The sequence below is a fragment of the Oribacterium sp. HCP28S3_H8 genome (genome assembly GCF_052064775.1).
GTDB lineage: Bacteria > Bacillota > Clostridia > Lachnospirales > Lachnospiraceae > Oribacterium.
In genome coordinates, this window is the sequence record NZ_JBQHUZ010000001.1 from 172829 (window position 1) to 194432 (window position 21604).

16 protein-coding genes are annotated in these 21604 nt (G+C 47.8%); all 16 read left to right on the plus strand.

Going from position 1 to position 21604, the window contains the following annotated elements; translation table 11 throughout:
* The first annotated feature begins 126 nt into the window (after positions 1-126).
* The gene (locus ACTNEN_RS00840) at positions 127-3261 is read left to right on the plus strand and encodes a DNA translocase FtsK 4TM domain-containing protein (protein ID WP_441204169.1); all 3135 of its coding nucleotides are present in this window, start codon (positions 127-129) and stop codon (positions 3259-3261) included.
* A gap of 48 nt (positions 3262-3309) precedes the next feature.
* Positions 3310-4977, plus strand: coding sequence for a formate--tetrahydrofolate ligase (locus ACTNEN_RS00845; RefSeq protein WP_441204170.1), 1668 nt, complete (start codon positions 3310-3312; stop codon positions 4975-4977).
* A 96-nt stretch (positions 4978-5073) separates the two neighbouring features.
* The gene (locus tag ACTNEN_RS00850; RefSeq protein ID WP_441204171.1) at positions 5074-6573 is read left to right on the plus strand and encodes a UDP-N-acetylmuramoyl-L-alanyl-D-glutamate--2,6-diaminopimelate ligase; all 1500 of its coding nucleotides are present in this window, start codon (positions 5074-5076) and stop codon (positions 6571-6573) included.
* 11 nt (positions 6574-6584) lie between these two features.
* Positions 6585-7949 (plus strand): UDP-N-acetylmuramoyl-tripeptide--D-alanyl-D-alanine ligase, encoded by a 1365-nt coding sequence (locus tag ACTNEN_RS00855; RefSeq protein ID WP_441204172.1) that lies wholly within the window; start codon positions 6585-6587, stop codon positions 7947-7949.
* A complete protein-coding gene (gene priA, locus ACTNEN_RS00860; RefSeq protein WP_441204173.1) occupies positions 7949-10027 on the plus strand; it encodes a replication restart helicase PriA in 2079 nt (692 codons plus the stop codon). Before ACTNEN_RS00855 ends, priA begins: the two co-directional genes overlap by 1 nt.
* Positions 10028-10126: 99 nt before the next feature.
* Positions 10127-10618, plus strand: coding sequence for a peptide deformylase (gene def / locus ACTNEN_RS00865; protein WP_441204174.1), 492 nt, complete (start codon positions 10127-10129; stop codon positions 10616-10618).
* A 9-nt stretch (positions 10619-10627) separates the two neighbouring features.
* A complete protein-coding gene (fmt, locus tag ACTNEN_RS00870) occupies positions 10628-11638 on the plus strand; it encodes a methionyl-tRNA formyltransferase (RefSeq protein ID WP_441204175.1) in 1011 nt (336 codons plus the stop codon).
* A gap of 23 nt (positions 11639-11661) precedes the next feature.
* Positions 11662-12372, plus strand: coding sequence for a zinc metallopeptidase (locus ACTNEN_RS00875; protein ID WP_441204176.1), 711 nt, complete (start codon positions 11662-11664; stop codon positions 12370-12372).
* A 2-nt stretch (positions 12373-12374) separates the two neighbouring features.
* Positions 12375-13643 carry a transcription antitermination factor NusB gene (locus ACTNEN_RS00880; protein WP_441204177.1) on the plus strand — a complete coding sequence of 423 codons (1269 nt, stop codon included), beginning with the start codon at positions 12375-12377 and terminating at the stop codon, positions 13641-13643.
* Position 13644: 1 nt separating this feature from the next.
* Positions 13645-14700 (plus strand): 23S rRNA (adenine(2503)-C(2))-methyltransferase RlmN, encoded by a 1056-nt coding sequence (rlmN, locus tag ACTNEN_RS00885; RefSeq protein WP_441204178.1) that lies wholly within the window; start codon positions 13645-13647, stop codon positions 14698-14700.
* Between the two features lie 21 nt (positions 14701-14721).
* Entirely contained in the window at positions 14722-15465 is a 744-nt protein-coding gene (locus ACTNEN_RS00890; RefSeq protein WP_441204179.1) for a Stp1/IreP family PP2C-type Ser/Thr phosphatase, read from the plus strand.
* Positions 15465-17618 (plus strand): Stk1 family PASTA domain-containing Ser/Thr kinase, encoded by a 2154-nt coding sequence (gene pknB / locus ACTNEN_RS00895; RefSeq protein ID WP_441204405.1) that lies wholly within the window; start codon positions 15465-15467, stop codon positions 17616-17618. Before ACTNEN_RS00890 ends, pknB begins: the two co-directional genes overlap by 1 nt.
* Positions 17619-17637: 19 nt before the next feature.
* Positions 17638-18534 carry a ribosome small subunit-dependent GTPase A gene (gene rsgA / locus ACTNEN_RS00900; RefSeq protein WP_441204406.1) on the plus strand — a complete coding sequence of 299 codons (897 nt, stop codon included), beginning with the start codon at positions 17638-17640 and terminating at the stop codon, positions 18532-18534.
* A gap of 27 nt (positions 18535-18561) precedes the next feature.
* Positions 18562-19230 (plus strand): ribulose-phosphate 3-epimerase, encoded by a 669-nt coding sequence (rpe, locus tag ACTNEN_RS00905; RefSeq protein ID WP_441204180.1) that lies wholly within the window; start codon positions 18562-18564, stop codon positions 19228-19230.
* The gene (locus ACTNEN_RS00910; protein WP_441204181.1) at positions 19227-20075 is read left to right on the plus strand and encodes a bifunctional hydroxymethylpyrimidine kinase/phosphomethylpyrimidine kinase; all 849 of its coding nucleotides are present in this window, start codon (positions 19227-19229) and stop codon (positions 20073-20075) included. Before rpe ends, ACTNEN_RS00910 begins: the two co-directional genes overlap by 4 nt.
* A 105-nt stretch (positions 20076-20180) precedes the next feature.
* A complete protein-coding gene (gene serS / locus ACTNEN_RS00915) occupies positions 20181-21494 on the plus strand; it encodes a serine--tRNA ligase (protein WP_441204182.1) in 1314 nt (437 codons plus the stop codon).
* The last annotated feature ends 110 nt before the right edge of the window (positions 21495-21604 follow it).

The window sequence follows — 21604 nt, forward strand, 5'->3', positions numbered from 1 at the left end:
TAAAAGTCAATTGCTCCGGGGATGTATAATTAGACATACAGTTTAAGGCTGATACTATCGAGGGCTGTCATTTTGATAAAAAATCGTATATAATAAATTGGTTCATTAATTATTAGCGAGGATTTCATGGGTAGACCAAAAGGAAGCAAAAACAAATCAAAAAATACAGAAAGAAACAGAAGCAAGGTAAAAGCGCAGGAGCAGACAGCACCATTTATGGGAGAGGAGATTGCAATTATAGTTACATTCGCAATCTCAATATTTCTGTTTCTCTCAAATCTCGGAGTCTGCGGCCCCGTAGGAGCGTTTTTAAAAGCAATGCAGCTTGGTCTGTTTGGGAGCCTGGGATATTTGTTTCCTCTGGTACTAAGCTTTTTCGTTACATTTGAAGTATCCAATCAGGAAAATACCTATGCCACCTTAAAGATGATTGCAGCAATCTGCATCATGATCTTTTTGGCAGCGATTCTGCAGCTTACCTTTGCAGGCGGAGTGGAAAACCGGAATTTAGGAGATTTTTTTGTCGAGGCAGAGGAGCAGGGGATCGGCGGAGGCATCATTGGAGGTGCCCTGGCGCTGATTCTTTACGGCATTGCAGGCAAGGTTGGCGCAATGCTGATCCTGCTTGCAGCAATACTGATCTGCTTTGTATATATTACAGAAAAACCCCTTGCCAGAATGTTTGCAAGAGGATCGATGCATGCCGCGGAACGGGCAACGGAAAGAGCCCGGGAGGATTTCAGTCTGATGGCGGAGAACGCCAGGATTCATCATGCAAAACGACTGGAAGAAAGAGACTCTAAGCGTGGCGAGGACATCCCGGCACGAGGTGTTGATCTTGATGCGACGATGCTGTCCGCTAAGCCCCTGGAAACGGAAGGCGAGGGAAAACGGAAGCTGGACAGCATTCCCATCCTTAAAACCGGTGGTGAAATTGATCTGCCGCTCAATACAAGGCATCCATCAGCAGTATTGTCCAGAGAGGAGCTTGCACTTAGAAACCGGAGCTTCTATATTAAGGAAGACGCAGATAAAGAAGCAGATCAGGAGGCGGGTCGGACTCCAGATCAGCATGCAGCTAAGAGCGCAGGCTTTGCTGCAGAGGATTCAACTGTTGAGAGTCCGGCAGCAGATGATAGGAAGCTTCGTATGAAGACAGAAGCAGAGATCCCGGTAGAGGATTACACGTCCAAAGCTGCGCCCTTAGAACCGGACTATAACATCTTTACCGGGCAGATTTCCGGTTTGGGACAGAAATCAGAGGATGCTCCTTTTACCAGGAGAAGCGAGCCTGAGGAAATTCACAGCAATGCGGGTAATATCTCATCGGAAACACCGGAAACGGATCCGGAGGAAATCAAGATCGACCTTCCGGAACCGGAGGACGAGGTTCACGATGTCAATGTAACGGATGCTCCGTCTGATACAGCTGGTTCTGATGTAATGGGTACAAGTGATGATATGTCACATTCGTATCCGGAAGCTGTCGTGACAAAACCGGAGGCTAACGACGATAATCCTTATGACGCTGCAGAGTCAAGGCTCAGCGCGGCGGAGGAGCGGGCGCTCAGGACCGGGTCTACAGAGCCTCTTATGACAGAAACTTCTGCACCTGATAAAATCCGCCTTCACTCTGGAGAGGGCGAGAGTGGGAATCGCAGAATCATAACTTCCAATGGGAAAGTGATTGATTCTGATGTAGAGTCGGTTCAGAAAAAGATCGAAGCAAGAAAGCAGGAAGCTGCTTCGGAAGCTGACAATGCCAAGGTTCAGCAGGAAATCCTTGAAAAAAAGCCTGTGAAGCCATATATCTTTCCACCGCTTACGTTGCTCAAAAGAGGCGGCGAGCAGGATATGGACTCTCGTGAGGAAATACAAAAAAACGCGATTATCCTGCAGCAGACACTAAAGAGCTTTGGTGTAGGAGTTACTGTGACCAATGTTACTGTCGGTCCCGCGGTGACAAGATACGAGCTGCAGCCGGAAATTGGAGTCAAGGTATCCAGGATCACTTCGTTAAGTGATGATATCAAGATGCGCCTTGCGGCTGCGGATATCCGTATTGAGGCACCGATTCCAGGGAAATCCGCTGTCGGTATCGAGGTTCCTAATAAAAAGAGCCAGGTTGTTTACCTTGGAGATGTGCTTGCCTCCAAAGAATTTCAGTCCTCCAAAGCTAAGATTGCATTTGGTGTAGGTAAGGATATTGCCGGTAACACTGTGGTAACAGACATTGCCAAGATGCCCCATCTTCTGATTGCAGGAGCCACCGGCTCCGGTAAGTCGGTTTCGATCAATACTTTGATCATGTCGATTATTTATAAGTACAAGCCGGAGGATGTCCGGATGATCATGGTGGATCCCAAAGTGGTGGAGCTTCAGGTATACAATGGCATCCCGCATCTGTTGATTCCTGTTGTGACAGATCCCAAAAAGGCGGCAGCCGCGCTTAACTGGTGTGTTGCCGAGATGACGGATCGATATAAAAAGTTCGCCGCCACCGGGTCAAGGGACCTGAAGGGCTATAACGAAAAGGTCGAGCAGGTGCGTAAGGATCCTGAAATCCCGGACGAGCAGAAGCCCGCGAAGCTTCCGCAGATCGTAATCATTATTGATGAGCTTGCAGATCTTATGATGGTCTCCGCGCAGGAGGTGGAGGATGCCATCTGCCGTATTGCACAGCTTGCAAGAGCCTGTGGTATGCATCTTGTGATTGCAACCCAGCGGCCATCTGTTAATGTCATTACGGGACTGATCAAGGCGAATGTCCCATCGCGGATTGCATTCGCTGTTTCCTCAGGTGTGGACTCCCGCACCATTATTGATATGAACGGAGCGGAAAAGCTTCTCGGTAAGGGCGATATGCTCTTTTTCCCACAGGGGCTTCCAAAGCCGATTCGTGTCCAGGGTGCTTTTGTGTCTGATGAGGAAGTTCAGACAGTTGTGGATTTCCTTAAAGAAAATACAGAAGCGGAGTATAATGACAATATTAAAAATACTCTGGACAATTCCGGCTCAGGTGCCGGGGGTGGAGCACAAAATGACAGAGATGAACTGTTTAATGAAGCAGGCGCTCTGATCATAGAGTCAGAGAAGGCATCCATAGGTATGCTGCAGCGGAAATTCCGTATCGGATTTAACCGTGCTGCACGTATCATGGACCAGCTGGCGGAGGCACAGGTTGTCGGACCGGAGGAAGGTACGAAGCCAAGGAAGATTCTCATGACGATTGATGAGTTTGACCAGATGATTTCCGGTTAAAGCACAGGTCAAAGAGAAGCGTTGATTGGAAAGTACGAGGTAAAAAGGATGAAATCGGATATCCAAATCGCACAGGAAGCTGAAATGTTCAGAATCAAGGATGTCGCTGCAAAATATGGCATTGAGGAGGATGACCTGGAGCTCTACGGAAAGTACAAGGCAAAGCTTTCCGATGATTTATGGGAGAAGGTCAAGGATCGCCCGGACGGGAAACTTGTCCTGGTGACTGCCATCAATCCGACGCCTGCCGGAGAGGGAAAAACCACAACGTCCATCGGTCTAACAGATGCTTTGAATTACATTGGAAAAAAAGCTGTCGTTGCACTGCGTGAGCCAAGTCTCGGTCCTTGCTTTGGTATTAAGGGCGGTGCTGCAGGAGGTGGATACGCACAGGTTGTACCGATGGAGGATCTGAATCTGCATTTCACAGGTGACTTCCACGCGATTACGAGTGCCAACAATCTCCTTGCTGCCTTACTTGATAACCATATCAAGCAGGGAAATGAGCTGAGGATTGATCCTAAAGCCATTAACTGGAAGCGCTGTGAGGACATGAATGATCGTGTGCTTAGAAATATTGTTGTAGGTCTTGGCGGAAAGGGGGATGGCGTAGTACGTGAGGATCATTTTGTCATTACTGTAGCATCAGAAATCATGGCTATCCTGTGTCTGCAGAACGGCATGGAGGATCTTAAGAAACGCCTTGCGAGAATCATTGTTGCCTATGATGTAGACGGTAAGCCTGTAACGGCAAAAGATCTGCATGCCGTCGGTGCAATGGCTGCACTGCTTAAGGATGCAATCAAACCGAATATCATTCAGACACTGGAGCATAACATGGCAATTGTTCATGGCGGTCCGTTTGCCAATATTGCGCATGGCTGCAACTCCGTGCAGGCGACAAGATTTGCAATGAAACTTGGAGATATTGCCGTTACAGAGGCAGGCTTTGGTGCCGATCTTGGAGCCGAGAAGTTTTTTGATATCAAATGCCAGATGGCGGGACTGAGTCCGGATGCGGTAGTGTTGGTTGCAACTGTACGTGCGCTTAAATATAACGGTGGCGTGCCTAAGACAGAGCTGGTTCCGGAAAATCTGGAAGCTCTTAAAAAGGGCATCGTGAATCTTGAGAAACATATTGAAAATCTACAGAACTTTGGCGTTCCAGTAGTTGTAGCAATAAATCAGTTTGCTACAGATACCGAGGCAGAGCTTCAATTTATTGAAGATTTCTGCCGCAGTAAGGGTGCAGATTTCGCACTTTCCAAGGTGCATGGCGAGGGTGCCAAGGGCGGAGCTGCTTTGGCAGAGGCCGTTGTGAGAACACTGGAAACCAAGGAAGCGCATTTCACACCTGTTCAGAAGCTCTCGGACTCTCTGGAGGATAAGGTACGGGCAGTTGCCACCAACATCTACGGAGCAGATGGCGTTGACTTTGCTCCTAAGGCGCAGAAGGAGCTGAAAAAGCTCACGGAGCTTGGCTTTGCTGATATGCCGGTATGTATGGCCAAGACACAATACAGCCTTTCTGATGATCCTAAAAAGCTGGGACGTCCTACAGGCTTCCGGATCACTGTACGGGATGCCTATGTCTCAGCCGGTGCCGGATTTGTCGTATGTCTGACCGGTGACATCATGACGATGCCGGGTCTGCCCCAAAAACCTGCCGCCTTTGATATCGATGTGGTAGACGGAAAGATTACCGGTTTGTTCTGATTCTGATACGGATAAAAGCATGGCTGTCTAAGTAGTTTACGTAAGACAGCCATGATGCGTATGCTCAAATTTACTATTTTAAAAGGAAGATAACCCATGCCAAAATTCAGTGACTGGCTTAATGATATAAATTATACTGTCGTTCATGGTAATCCGGACAAGGTCGAGGTATCCGAGGTGGTATTTGATTCCAGAAAGGCTGCCCCGGAGACTGTCTTTGTATGCATGAAGGGTGCCAATGTAGACTCCCATAGCTTTCTCCCGGAGGTCATCCGTCAGGGAGCTTCTGCAATTGTAGTAGAGGAGGAACCGGAAAAACTGCCTGTTTCACTTGAGGATCTGCCGGACGGCGTTGCCCTGATCAGAGTTGACTCTGCAAGGGAGGCGCTGGCAAAGCTCTCAGCAGCGCGCTTCGGATACCCTGCACGTGAGATGACGGTGATCGCCGTGACCGGTACCAAGGGTAAAACGACTACAGCACATATGATCCGAAGCATTCTGGAAACTGCCGGAAAGAGATGCGGTATCATCGGAACGACAGGAGTGGAATATTGCGGCAGACATTTTGAAACAAAAAACACAACTCCTGAGTCTTATGACCTCCACAGCTACTTCCGTAAAATGCGGGATGCCGGATGCGAATATCTTGTCATGGAAGCTTCTTCCCAGGGCTTCAAGCTGCACCGCACGGACGGGATCCAGTTTGATTACGGTATTTTTACCAATATCGAGCCGGATCATATCGGTCCCAATGAACACAAGGATTTTGCCGAGTACAAATATTATAAGTCCATGATTTTCCGGCAGTCCAAGGTGGGACTCCTCAATCTGGATGCCGACTATGCAGATGAACTTTTGCAGAATGCGCCCTGCAAAATGTATACCTTTGCATTGGACCGGACGGCAGACTTTATGGGCAGCAGCATCGAGCATGTACATACCGATCAATTTACCGGCGTGGAGTTTCAGGTACGAGGCAGAAATCGTCTGCAGCTGGATGTAAAGCTGGATCTGCCGGGCCGATACAATGTGTATAATGCTATGGCGGCAATCTCTGTCTGCAGCCTGATCGGCATTGACTCTCACCGGATCCTGGAAGCTATGCGCTATGTTAAGGTTGATGGCAGGGTTGAAATTGCATTTAAGAACAGCCGCATGACGGTAATTGTAGATTACGCACACAATGCCATGGCAATGGAAAACCTGCTGAGTACACTGCGTGCATACCATCCGAAACGCCTTGTTGTGGTATTTGGCTGCGGAGGCAACCGTTCCAAAGAGCGGAGATATGGCATGGGAGAAACCGCGGCTAAAATGGCAGATCTGAGCATTCTCACTGCGGATAACTCACGGTATGAAAAAACCGAGGATATCATTAATGATATCAAGTCAACTCTGGTTCCTGCCGGCGGAAAATATGTGGAGGTACCGGACCGGAGAGAGGCGATCCAATATGCCATGACGCATGCGGAGGATGGCGATATGATCGCTGTCATCGGTAAAGGGCATGAGGACTACAATGAGGTGAATGGTGTGCGGACGCATTTTCTGGACCGGGAAGTGATTGAAGAAACCGCAAGACAATTTGGCTTATGACAGGAGAAGAAATGATTCCAGCAGATAAAAGCTTTGGATTTGATGACACAGGAATTAAGAGGATTGTACTGGATTCCAGGCAGGATATTACGGATGGTCTGTTTGTGCCGATCATCGGTGAGCGAAGTGATGGACACGATTTTATTGATATGGCAATCTCTCACGGAGCGATTGCCGTATTGTCCAGTCGTCCAGTTGCAGAGTATCTGTCAAAATATCCGGACGTCAGATTTTATCAGGTAGAGAATACGGTAACGGCGCTGCAGCAGATTGGGTACATGGAACGCCTTAAATTTCATGGAACCGTGATAGGCGTGACAGGTTCTGTCGGTAAGACGACGACCCGCAGTATGATTGCGTCGGCTCTTGCTTCTCAGCTTAAGGTCTTTGAGACAGCAGGAAATGCCAACTCTCAGGTAGGTGTTCCGATTACCATGTTCAATATGGCACGTTCCGGCGCGGATGCTGCGGTGATTGAGCTGGGTATGTCAAATCCGGGAGAAATGACAAGGATTGCCAATACTGCCTGTGTGGACATTGCGGTAATAACCAACATTGGCATAGCGCATATTGAGCAGCTGAAAACGCAGGAAAATATCCTGAAGGAAAAGCTGCACATACTGGATGGAATGCCGGAAAATGGAGACTTATATGTAAACGGAGAGGATCCGCTTTTAAAACAGCTTACGCTGGAAAAAATCCATGACATGGATGTGATTCTTGGTAAGAGTGTTTCCCTGCATTTTTACACATCCGCGGACTTTCCTTTAAAGCTCAGGGTACATGGAAATCATATGCTGCAAAATGCTTCAGCTGCGATGCATGTAGCAGACAAGCTCGGGCTTGATCTACATAAGGCAGCCGGAGCGCTGGAGCAGTTTACCGGTCTTAAGGGTCGGGGTGAAACCTTTGTGACCAAAGCAGGTGTCACGGTAATCGATGATGCCTACAATGCATCTCCGGTTTCCATGAAGGCCGGTCTGGATGTGCTTGCAGATTTGAAGGGCAGCCGTAAGATTGCTGTCCTTGCAGATATGCTGGAGCTCGGTCCAAAGTCAGAGCAGTATCATTTTGAAGTCGGCGAATATCTCGGGCAGCTGCCGGTCGATGTCATCTATCTGTACGGTCCTCTTGCGAAACATATACAAAATGGAGTGGAGCACTACCTGGATGAAGTGGAGCTTAAGAAAAAAGCATCCGGTGAAATGGATATCGAGGCTTCCGTTCCGCATCCGGTCATCGAGTGCTTTTCAGATCTGGACACGCTTCGCAGTCTTCTTAAGGACTCTGCAAAATCCGGTGACGTCATCCTGTTTAAAGGCTCCAATTCCATGGGGTTAACTAAAATTGTCGCTGATTTCAGAAATGAGGTCTGATGTACGCCCAGGTTATTATTGACATTACGAATGAAGCTCTGGACAGACCCTATACCTATCATATACCTGAGGGGATGCATGTAAGTGCAGGAGACCGGGTATCGATTCCATTTGGAAATAGCAGAATACCTAAAAATGGATATGTAATCTCACTCTCGGAGCAAAGTGCCTATGATGAGGACAAGATCAAGGACATCCTCGGCGTTGTTTCCAATGCAATCTCTGTAAAGGAGCAGTTGATTCAGCTTGCGGTCTGGATGTCCCGGGAATATGGTACAACACTGAATCAATGTCTTAAAACTGTGCTTCCCGTTAAAAAGACGGTGCGTAAAAATCTGCGTCGGATTGACCCGATGGAGAGATACCGGGAAGAAACAGATGAGCAGCATATCCTGAATCCAGAACAGCAGATAGCTGCGGATGCCATTGTTTCCGGCATCCGCAGCTGTTTTGCCAGAAAAAAGGTCTCTCCTGACAGAACTCCCGGTTCTCTTGATTTGACGCAACCGGAAAATGCAGGTAAAACACAGGATCCGCCAAGATATCTGGTTTTTGGTATTACCGGTTCCGGAAAAACCGAGGTCTATCTGCATGCCATAGAGGAAACACTGGCGCTTAAGCGTAAGGTGATCATGCTGATTCCGGAAATTTCCTTAACCTTTCAGACGGTGCTGCGTATTTCGTCCCGCTTCCGGGGCAAAGTCGCGATACTGCATTCGCGGATGAGTCTTGGAGAACGCTATGAGCAGTACATGAAGTGCGAGCGGGGAGAGGTCGATATCCTGGTAGGACCCCGTTCTGCTATATTTGCACCGTTTGACAATCTTGGCCTGATCATCATGGATGAGGAGCATGAAGGCGCTTATAAATCGGAGACAGCTCCGCGGTATGAAACCCGGGATGTCGCGTTTCAGAGGGCGAAGCTTACGGATTGTCCCGTCGTATACGGATCTGCAACCCCGTCTCTTGACATTTTTACTAAGGCCTTACATGGAGAAATCCGCCTTCTTGAGCTTACGCACAGAGCAAAGCCCGGAAGCACACTGGCTGCGACCGAGATTATAGATTTAAGAAAAGAGCTCGCCGAGGGAAACCGGTCGATCTTTTCAAGGCATCTTAATGAGCTCATGACAGAAGCCCTTGATAAAAAAGAGCAGATCATGCTGTTTATGAACCGGAGAGGCTACAGCAGCTTCATCAGCTGCAGAAGCTGCGGTGAAGCTGTAAAATGTCCTCATTGCGATGTTTCACTTACGCTGCATCGCGATGGCATGCTGCGCTGTCATTACTGCGGATATGAAACTCCGCGTATGAAGCTGTGCCCGTCCTGTGGTTCTCCGTATCTTGCTCCCTTTGGCTTTGGTACCGAGCGGCTGGAGGAATATGTAAAACAAAGCTTCCCGGATGCCGGAGTTTTACGGATGGATGCGGATACGACACGAAATAAGGGGGGTCACGAAAGGATTCTTGCAGCTTTCCGAGCACATAGGGCGGATATCCTGATCGGAACCCAGATGATAGTTAAGGGACATGATTTTCCGGATGTGACGCTGGTTGGCATGATCGCGGCAGATCTGAGTCTTTCCGCACCGGATTTCAAGGCACAGGAACGTACCTTCCAGCTGATCACACAGGCAGCAGGACGTGCCGGAAGGGACAGAGAAGCAGGTCATGTGATTATCCAGACCTATCAGCCGGAGCACTATGCAATACAGCTTGCTGCCAGGCAGGACTACCGCATATTTTACGAACAGGAGATGGCCTTCCGGAAGCTGATGGGATATCCTCCTGTAGAGAGGCTCATGACGATACAGCTTCAATGTGCAGATGAAAATCTGCTGGATGCGGTTTCCGAGCTCGCAGTTAAGGAAATGTCCGGATACTGTGCAGCCTGTAATGCAGAGCTCATTGGTCCCTTACGGGCTACCGTATACCGGGTTAATGACATTTTCAGAAAAATTATATATATTAAACATGGGTCACATGATATAATTATCCAACTACGGGATCAATGCCAGGAGCTGATCCGTCAGCATGACCGCCGTAGTCAGATCCTGTTAAATTTTGATCTGCAGTAAGATATGCTTTATTTTAATGATGGCATCAGGATAATGACACAAAAATAATGGCATGGAAATAATGACATAACCATAGCAATAGTATAAAGGAGATTTTTTATGGCACTCAGAACAATCCGGGTGATAGGAGACCCGATTCTGGAAAAGGAAACAAAAGCAGTAAAAGAAGTAACTGACAAAACCAAGGAGCTGATCCGGGATATGTTTGATACCATGTATGATGCCAATGGCGTCGGGCTGGCAGCGCCACAGGTTGGTATCCTGCGTCAGATTTTTGTTGTTGATATCGGAGATGGCAAGCGCTTTGTATGCATTAATCCGGAAGTGACTCCGCTTGGGGATGAGGTTCAGACCGGTGAGGAAGGCTGCCTCTCTGTACCGGATAAGCAGGGTATTGTCACCCGTCCCATGAAGGTACATGTCAAGGCAATGGATATTAATTTCCAGCCCTATGAGTTTGATGCAGAAGGGCTTTTAGCCCGGGCTATGGCTCATGAAAACGACCATCTGCATGGCATTATGTATGTGAGCAAGGTCGAGGGTGAACTGGAGGATGTGGAGTACGAAGCCCTGGATGAGGGAGAACAGTAAGGAGAAGCCGTGAAGCTGATTTTTATGGGAACGCCGGACTTTGCAGTAGCGACACTCGATGCGCTGGTCAAAGCCGGACATGAGGTAGCACTTGTTGTCACACAGCCGGACCGTCCGAAGGGACGCTCGCATGAACTTCAGAAATCAGATGTAAAAATTGCCGCAGAGAAATATGGCATCGACGTAATCACTCCGGAGCGGATTCGCAAGGATGAGGAAGCAAAGACAAAGATGCGCGCACTGCATCCGGATGTCATTGTGGTAACCGCATTTGGACAGATCCTGCCGGAAGACATTCTGGAGATTCCGAAATACGGATGCATCAACGTACATGCATCGCTCCTTCCAAAATACCGGGGAGCCGCTCCGATTCAGTGGGCTGTGCTGAATGGTGAAAAGGAAAGCGGCGTCACCACTATGATGATGGATAAGGGACTGGACACCGGTGATATCCTGGAGGTATCACGGGTTCAGCTTGCTCCGAAGGAAACCGGCGGAAGTTTATTTGAGAAGCTTGCAGTTGAAGGCGGTAAACTGATTGTAAAAACACTTACCGACCTGGAGGCTGGTACGCTGACAAGAACCCGGCAGGACGACACACAGGCGACGAAGGTCGGAATCTTTCATAAGTCCTCCGGTCTTATTAACTGGAATGATCCCGCTTTAAAAATCGAGCGCATGATCCGGGGACTGAATCCGTGGCCATCTGCATTCACCTATCTTGCAGGTAAGCAGCTGAAACTCTGGGATGCGGATGTACTGGATGATCATAGTATCTCTCATGACGGATACCGGATGGTTGCATGCGTTGATGAAGATAAGATCCGGATGACAGCAGAGAAGTCCTTGCCGGATCCGGAGGACTACCGCCTGAAAGATCAGCATGGTACGATCTGGACGGATGGAAAGACGCTCAGGATTATGACAGGTGCCGGCGTTCTTAGTATCAATGAGCTGCAGCTGGAAGGAAAGAAGCGCATGACGTGCGCGGAATTTCTGCGAGGACACCGTTTCTCATAATATTTTACGTAAGGAGGCTCAGCATGTACGGTTATGGATATTATCCGATGTACTATGACTGGACATATATTCTCGTTCTGATTGGCGCAGTATTATCTATGATCGCCAGTGCCAATGTGAATCGTGCATTTAACAAGTATGCCCATGTACACTCCCGGATCGGCATCACTGGAGCCAAGGCTGCGGAGCTGATTCTGGAAAAGAACGGGATCCGTAATGTCAGTATCCAGGGAATTCGCGGAAATCTTACAGATAACTATATGCCATCCAGGAAGGTGCTTAATCTCTCGGACGCAACACGTGATTCCGATTCCATTGCGGCAATTGGTGTTGCGGCACACGAGTGCGGACATGCCATACAGGATGCTGACGGTTATGCTCCGCTTATACTGACCCATACAATTAATCCGATCTGCGCAGTGGCGTCAAGAGTTGCCATTCCATTGATATTTTTTGGGCTGATAATCAGTCTGACACCGCTGATAAATCTTGGCATCATCGCGTTTACCATTGCGATTTCCATTCAGATCCTTACACTTCCGGTGGAGTTTAATGCGTCGCGCCGGGCACTTGCAACATTACGGGAATACAATATATTAACGGAGGAGGAGCTTGCAGGTGTGCGTGCAGTCCTGATTGCAGCAGCACTTACCTATGTGGCTGCAGCTGCATCCTCACTGCTCCAGCTTCTGCGACTTGTTTTGATTTCAAGAAGCAGGGATGATCGCAATTAAAAATGAAGCATAATACAGTAGATACAAAAGCACAGATGGTCAGGAGCAATGCCTCGCCCAGAGAGATTGCTCTGGATGTGATTCTCGCGGTACTGGAAGACAAAGCATTCAGCCATATCGCATTGAGGGAAGCTTTAGAGGCGCATGAGGCGCTTCCGGTCCGGGACCGGGGACTTGTGACTCGTCTTACGGAAGGCACCATCGAGTATATGATCCAGCTTGATGCCATACTTAACGACTATGCATCGATAAAGGTTTCCAAAATGAAGCCCTTGATCCGTAATCTCCTTCGTATGACTGCATATCAGATCCTTTATATGGACCGGATTCCTGATGCTGCAGCAATTAATGAAGCTGTAAAAATTGCAAAAAAGCATAAGTTTCAGGGGCTAAGTGGTTTTGTGAATGGCGTATCCCGGAGTATTGCGAGAAACCGGGATCAGATTCTTGCCGGACTCAATGATCCGGATAAAACACCTCTTTTTGTAAGATACTGCCTGCCGGAGTGGCTGTTTCAGTATCTGGATCATATGTACGGTAGAACCGAGGCTTGCAGAATCGCGGAGTATTATATTTCCGGAGATAATGTCAATTATGTACGCTTCCGGGATGGTCATACTGAGGAAATGAAGGGCAATATTTCGGACTCTGAAGCATTTAAACAGGGTGAAATCACAGTACAGGATTATGCGTCCCAGCAGGTCGGTATGATCGCGGATCCCAGGCCTGGAGATCTCGTCGTGGATGTGTGTGCTGCCCCCGGAGGAAAAAGCTGCCATGCGGCAGCACTTTTAAATGGAACAGGGATGGTGGATGCACGTGATATCTCGTCTGAGAAGGTACGGATGATAGACGAAAACATCAGGCGTCTGGGGCTTGGCAATATCCGGACCAAGGTATGGGATGCCAGGATCCTGGATGAAGACCTGATACAAGCGGATGGCAGCGGAAAGGCGGACATTGTGCTATGCGATCTGCCGTGTTCCGGACTTGGAATCATCGGTAAAAAACCGGACATCCGGTACTCGGTGAGTCTTGAGGATATAAAATCACTACAGCAGCTGCAAAGAGAGATCCTTAAGACAGCTGTATGCTATGTAAAACCCGGAGGAAAGCTTCTGTACTCGACTTGCACCCTTACGAGAGAAGAAAACGAGGATAATGCTGCCTGGATTGAAACGGAGCTTAGACTTCAGAAGGTAAAGGAAATAAAATTTCTGCCCGGGAACCCATCGGATGGGTTCTTTATCAGTGAATTTATAAAGAAGTGAAATGGAAAATTTAAGAGACCTGGAATTAGATGATGTAAAAAAGCTGATGATATCTCTAGGTGAGAAGCCGTTTCGTGCAGAGCAGATTTATACCTGGCTGCATCAGAAGCTGGTTGGCTCCTATGAGGAAATGAGCAATATATCAAAGACTCTGAGAGAGCATCTGGCGGAACAATATTTTGTTTCTCTGCCGGAGGCGGTTCAGATCCTGGTATCCAAACTGGATGGAACCCGGAAGTATATTTTCCGCATGGAAGATGGCAATGTAATAGAATCTGTGTGGATGCCGTATCAGCACGGGATATCTGTCTGTATTTCCAGCCAGGTAGGCTGTAGGATGGGATGCCGTTTTTGTGCATCCACCCTTGACGGTCTCGCCCGCAATTTAAGCTCCGGAGAGATGCTCTCTCAGGTATACCAGATGCAGAAGCTATCCGGTGAACGCATTTCCAATATCGTAATTATGGGTTCCGGTGAACCTCTGGATAATTACGACAATCTGACACGGTTTATCCGGATGATTTCCGATCCGCATGGCCTCAATATTTCCAGAAGAAACATCACCATTTCCACCTGTGGCATTGTACCGAATATACGTCGTCTCGCAGATGAAAATTACGGTGTGACTCTGGCACTGAGCCTCCATGCTCCTAATGACGAGGTCCGGAAAACCCTGATGCCGATTGCAAATAAGTACTCACTCTCGGAGGTTCTGCCGGCGATCGAGTATTACTTTGAAAAAACAGGACGCAGAGTCACATTTGAGTATTCCGTCGTGGAGGGAGTCAATGATAACGCCGGAGAAGCAGAGGAGCTTGCAAGACTGATCATGGGCATGAAGCATGGAGGCAGGCTGCAATGCCATGTCAATCTGATCCCGGTAAATCCCATTAAGGAGCGTGCATGGAAACGACCGGATCGTAAAAAAATCGAGAGCTTCCAGCATATCCTTGAACGGCATGGTATCGCAGCTACCATCCGTAGAGAAATGGGAGCGGATATTTCCGGTGCCTGCGGTCAGTTAAGACGCAGCTTCTTGGAAGATTCTGAACAGTAATAATGGAAACAGGAGAGCTACATGATTTTTTTTGCAGAAACCGATAAAGGAAAACGCAGGAGAATGAATCAGGATTATGTCTATGGAACCGATCAGCCGATCGGTGCATTGGATGATCTGTTTCTTCTTGCAGATGGTATGGGCGGACATAAAGCCGGAGATTATGCCTCCCGATATCTGGTGGAGGAATTAAAAAAGTACTTTGCCAATACCAGTTCGGGGCCTGTAGTAAGGCTGTTGCAAAAGGGAATCGAAAGCATCAATGCGGAGCTTTACATGCTTTCCAGAGAAAATGAAAGCCTGAGCGGCATGGGGACCACTCTGGTAGCAGCGGTCATTGAGCAAGAGGTAATGACCGTTGCCAATATCGGAGATTCCCGATGCTACTTAATTCATGGAAATACCATCCGCCAGATCACCAGAGACCACTCCTATGTGGAAGAAATGGTGGAGCGGGGTATGATGCGCCGTGGCTCACCTGAATATCTCAGGGCAAGAAATATCATTACCCGTGCGGTTGGCATTGAACCAACCGTCGAAGCCGATTTTTTTGAAATTGACTTAAGTGAGGGAGATTTTGTGCTCTTATGCTCTGACGGACTGTTTAATATGGTCGATAATGAAAGCATCCTGAGCATCGTCCGGGACGATTCCTCTATCCAGGATAAAGGCAGGGCATTAATTGATATGGCCAACATCAATGGAGGCAGGGATAATATCGGCGTTGTGCTGATTGATCCCTTCCATAAGGAGGTGACGGAATGATGCTTCAGGAGGGTCAGCTTCTGGATGGACGTTACCAGATAGAAAATATGATTGGTCAGGGCGGTATGAGCTACGTATACCGTGCTTACGATCAGAAAATGTGTCGAACGGTCGCCATTAAGGTACTAAAGGAAGAATACTGCGAGGATGAGGAGTTTATCCGTAAATTCCAAAACGAAGCGCAGGCGGCAGCCAAGCTCAATCATCCTAATATTGTCGCCGCTTATGATGTAGTGGATGATGAAAAAGCCAAGCTTCATTATATTGTTATGGAGCTGGTGGAAGGGATCACTCTTAAAAACTATATCCAGCGGAAGGGACGCCTGGGCAATCGGGAAACGATTGGCATTGCGCTGCAGGTGATCTCCGGCATTGAACAGGCACATAAAATGAACATTGTACACCGGGATATCAAGCCGCAGAATATGATTGTGGGAGAAGACGGTGTTGTTAAGGTTGCCGATTTTGGTATTGCGAGAGCTGCAACGCAGCAGACAGTGAATGCAACTGTCATGGGTTCTGTACATTATATTTCACCGGAACAGGCACGCTCCGGTGTGTCGGATGAACGTTCGGACATCTACTCCTTTGGCTGTACGATGTATGAAATGCTTACCGGTAAAGTGCCTTATGACGGAGATACCTCCGTTGCCGTTGTTTTTGCGCATCTCAAGAATAAAATTCCGCGGGTGCATGATCTGGTACCTGATGTATATCCCGCACTGGATATGGCGGTCTATAAATGCATGCAGAAAAAATCCTCTCTCCGGTATCAGCACATCAGTGATCTGGGGGCGGATCTCCGCATGGCACTGAAGGATCCGGAAGGCTCCTTTATGAATGCTGCCGCTGACGAGGAAGCTCTTGGGGAAACGAGAGTGCTTACCAGTGATGAGATGCAGGAGCTTAAGGAAAAGCGGAAATCTGCTCCAAAGATAAAAGAAAAAGAAACAGACACAGACTCGGAGACAAACAGCGAAGCTTCTGTTGTAAAAAGCATTTCTCATATCAACCGGGCGATCTCGATTGTGTGTGCGCTTCTGATCCTGGGCATTATCGGATTTCTTGCCATCCGGATCCACGGCTTTTTTAAGGAATCCCGTGAGATCACGGTAACATCCGCAGCAGAAAGCACGGCTGAAGTGGAAAGTGCTTCGCAGGAGGTAAATATTACAATTTCAGCTTTGGAAATCCGCATGCCGGATATCCTGGGTATGAGTGTTGATGAAGCAGAGGACTATCTCTCTGACTATAATATGCACATCCGTACTGCCAATGAAGAGTATTCAGACCGATACAATGAGGGATTAATCATAAGCTATCCCAATAAAAAGTATGAATCCGGCGATGTTGTAGATGTGACCGTTTCCAAGGGACCGGCAACGATAATTTTTTATGATAAAAACAAGCCGGATCAGCTCGACGGGCTGCACGCAATGAAGCTTGAGGATCTGGAAAAAGAGCTTAAGGATCGAAATATTTCCTATACTGTTAAGACAGAATCCAGTGATACTGTCTCAACGGGATATATCATTGCCACCAATAAACCGGACACCAGTGGCTCCGAGCAGCTGGTGATTACCGTAAGTGAAGGAAAAAATACAAAAACAGTAACGGTTCCAAATCTCCTCGGTAATACAGAGGAGGGAGCAGCCGCTGCGTTGAAACAGGCAGGACTTAAGACCGGAAATATCACATATCAACCGGATACATCCAATCCTGCAGGAGTGGTGATCCATCAGTCCCAGGCTCCCGGCAGTCCTGCGGAACCAGATCAGATGATAAGCTTTACCGTCAGCTCCGGACCGGATGGACAGTCCTCTGTTAAGGCAGCTTCCTCGGAAAATGAGGAAAACGGATCTCAGAGCTACTGGTACGCAAGTATCAATCAGGCTGTAACGCTGGGAACCGGCGGCCCCGGAATTGATGGTTCCATGGTGGTGTCAATCCGGCTCCGGCAGGACCATAACGGAGAGAGCTATTATACAACCTTGCAGGGTGCCAGAAGCTATCCGCTCGGTACAGAGCTGCAGGTGGTTTTTTCCAGTATAAAAGGCGAAGCCGGAATATCCTCCGGCACTGTGGAAGTGGTTGATGCACAAAATGATACGGTGATTGCAGAATTTCCGGTAACATTTGCACCTGAATCATAAAAAGTGGGGGCACATGAGTCTGACAGGTAAAATATTTAAAGGTATCGGTGGTTTTTATTATGTCCATACTTCAGAGGGAGACTATGAATGCCGTGCCAAGGGTGTTTTCCGGAACCGGAATGAAAAGCCGGTCGTCGGAGACATGGCGGAAATTGAACCCAAGGAGGATTCCGAGAAGCAGAGGCAGGGCAATGTGATCCGCATCCTGCCCAGAAAAAATCTGCTGGTTCGTCCGGAAGTCAGCAATGTAGACCAGGCGGTCATTGTGGTATCTCTCAAGGATCCCGCACCAAACCTCAATATGCTGGACCGGTTTCTGATCAATATGGAGCAGCTGGAGATCCCCGTTATCATATTTTTTAATAAAAGCGATCTTGTTTCGGACAGCCGTGAGGAAGCAGAGGAAATGCGGATTGTCCGAATCTATCAGAGCATTGGATATAAAACGCTTGTGCTTAATACCAGGACAAATCAGTATCTTCCTGACATCCTTAAAATACTGGAAGGAAAGACCAGTGTTCTTTCCGGTCCATCCGGAGTAGGTAAGTCTACACTGACCAACATGATTCATCCTGAAGCCAAAATGGAGACCGGAGAGATTTCACGCAAAATAAAAAGAGGCAGAAACACAACACGTCATGCCGAGTTCTTTTACATAGGCGATCATACGTATATCCTTGATACACCAGGTTTTACGTCTCTATATGTACGTGAAATCCCCTCGGATCGGCTGATGTATTACTATCCGGAGTTTGAGAGCTACCGCACAAAATGCCGTTTTCATAACTGCGTACATATCGGAGAAAAGGACTGCGCTGTGAAACGCGCTGTGCAGGAGGGTGAAATTTCCGAGGAGCGCTATGCAAGCTATGTGCAGCTATATCAGGAACTAAAGGAGCAGGAACAGCACTACTAACAGTAGTATGAGAAAGGACAGTCTTTTATGAATTGTACATTATCCCCCTCTATACTCGCCGCTGATTTTGCAAATCTTGCGGAAGACATAAAGAGAGCAGAACAGGCAGGCATTGACTGCTTCCATTTTGATGTAATGGATGGAAGCTTTGTGCCGAACATTTCCTTTGGTGCACCAGTAATCAAGGCATTGAGGAGCAGAAGCCATGCTTTTTTTGATGTGCATATGATGGTTGAGGAGCCGGGTCGTTATATAGAGGATATGAAAAATGCAGGCGCGGACAGCATTACCGTACATCAGGAAGCCTGCCGTCATCTTGACAGAACCATCCATCAGATCCGAGAGGCCGGTCTGAAAGCAGGCGTCGCATTGAATCCTGCGACACCAGTAAGTACATTGGACTGTATCCTGCCGATGGTGGATCTTGTTCTGATCATGTCTGTAAATCCCGGCTTCGGAGGACAGAAGCTGATTCCGTATACACTGGATAAAATCAGAACCTTGCGTAGAGAATCCGAGGAAGCCGGCATGGATCTTACGATAGGCATTGACGGAGGCGTCAATTTGCAAAATCTTACCTCTGTACTGGACGCAGGTGCGGATTTCATCATTGCAGGCAGCGCCGTTTTTCAGCCGAATAATAAAATTGAGGAGAATGTCAATGCCATGCGGAAGCTCATGGGAGGCAGAGAGTGAAACACATTGCGGCAATCAACGATTTAAGTGGGGTCGGCTGGTGCTCGCTTTCCGTCATTCTGCCGGTACTTTCTTATATGGGGTATTGCGTAAATCCTGTACCCACTGCAGTTCTAAGTAATCATACCGCCTTTCCATATGCGTATTCAGTAAGTCTCACAGAGAGCCTTAAGCCCTACCTCGATGCCTGGGATAAAAACGGATTTCAACAGGATGCCATACTGATCGGATATCTTGGATCACCGGAGCAGGCGGATGTGCTGTACCAATTCCTTACCCATGCAAGAGAAAAAAATCCGGAGCTTATCATTATTCTGGATCCTGTTATGGGGGATCATGGCAGGCTGTATCGTAACATCACTTCCAGGTACATTGACTCCATGCGGAAGCTGATCCGGCTTGCAGACCTTTGCTGTCCTAATCTAACTGAGGCTGCATTCCTGTCTGACCTGGATTATCAGGGGATAACGTACGCGCTTACACAGTGCACATCAGAAGAGGGCAGAAAAATGGTGCTTAACGCAATGTTTTCCGGCTTGTCCTGCCTTACAGAAGGAAAAATTGTTGTTACCGGCATAGATTGCGGAGATCTTTATCAAAATGCGGTATGGCAGCCGGATGCAGAGCTTCAGATCCTTTATAATTCAAAATCCGGTGCCGGACGACCCGGAACCGGAGATCTGTTTGCATCCATCATGACAGGAGACTATCTGGAAACCGGAGATCTTGTCAATAGTGTAAAACGAGCAGCGGATTTTGTGGCGCTGTCGGTAAAACACTCAGAGGAGGAAGCTCTTGCACCGGTATTTGGTGTTCAGTTTGAGGATATTCTCAGTCGTATATGACTTGAAAAACCCTTGGATTGCTTGTATAGTAAATTGTTGATATGTCTGAAAGAAAGTTCTGTCACTCAGGCATGATTTATAACGTTACGGGAGGATGAAGTTTCCATGTTGGATATTAAATTTGTCAGAGAAAACCCTGACATAGTCAAGGAAAATATCCGGAAGAAATTCCAGGATCAGAAGCTTGTTCTGGTTGATGAAGTCATCAAATATGATGCGGAAGCCAGAAAGGTACAGCAGGAGGCAGATGAACTGAGAGCCAGAAAGAATCAGCTTTCAAAGCAGATCGGCGCTCTCATGGCACAGGGCAAAAAAGAAGAAGCCGCAAAGGTGAAAGAGGATGTAGCCCGCCAGTCGGAAAGACTTAAGGAGCTGGAAGCTCAGGAGCCAAAGCTGCAGGAGGAAGTTACCAAGCGTATGATGGTAATTCCCAACATCATTGATCCTTCTGTACCGATTGGTCCGGATGATACGCATAATGTGGAAAACGAGAGATTCGGAGAGCCCAAGGTTCCTGATTTTGAAGTGCCTTATCATACAGATATTATGGAAAGCTTCGGAGGCATTGATCTTGATGCTGCCGGACGTGTTGCCGGAAACGGCTTCTATTATCTGGTCGGTGATATCGCAAGACTTCATTCTGCCATCTTATCCTATGCCCGTGATTTCATGATTGACAGAGGATTTACCTATGTTATCCCGCCTTACATGATTCGTTCCAAGGTAGTGGATGGCGTTATGTCCTTTGCGGAAATGGATGCCATGATGTATAAAATCGAGGGAGAGGATCTGTATCTGATCGGAACCTCAGAGCACTCCATGATCGGACGCTTTATTGATCAGATTATACCTCACGAGCAGCTGCCGCTTACTCTGACCTCCTATTCTCCCTGCTTCCGTAAGGAAAAGGGCGCCCATGGCATAGAGGAGAGAGGCGTTTACCGTATCCATCAGTTTGAGAAGCAGGAGATGATCGTAGTCTGCGAGCCGGAGGATGCAATGAGCTGGTACAATAAGCTCTGGAAAAATACCGTTGATTTCTTCCGTTCCATGGACATCCCGGTACGGACACTGGAGTGCTGCTCCGGAGATCTGGCTGATCTCAAAGTAAAGTCCTGTGATGTCGAGGCATGGTCTCCAAGACAGAAAAAGTACTTTGAGGTCGGTTCCTGCTCCAATCTTGGCGATGCTCAGGCAAGGAGACTCCATATCCGCATCAAGGGAGAGGATGGCAAAAATCATCTGGCTTATACGCTTAACAATACCTGCGTAGCACCACCAAGAATGCTGATTGCCTTCCTTGAGAACCGTCTGCAGGCAGATGGAACTGTAACCATCCCGGAGGTTCTGAGACCTTATATGGGTGGAAAGTCTGTTCTGGTTCCGAAGTATAATTCCATTACCGGAAAGAAAAACTGATCCCGGACGCCGGAGTCTTTTAGATCTGCTTTTCTGATTTTTTGTTAATATAATCGTATGTTGTCCCTGTTTTCATTATGCGATATACTGTTAATCACTAATGAAAGCAG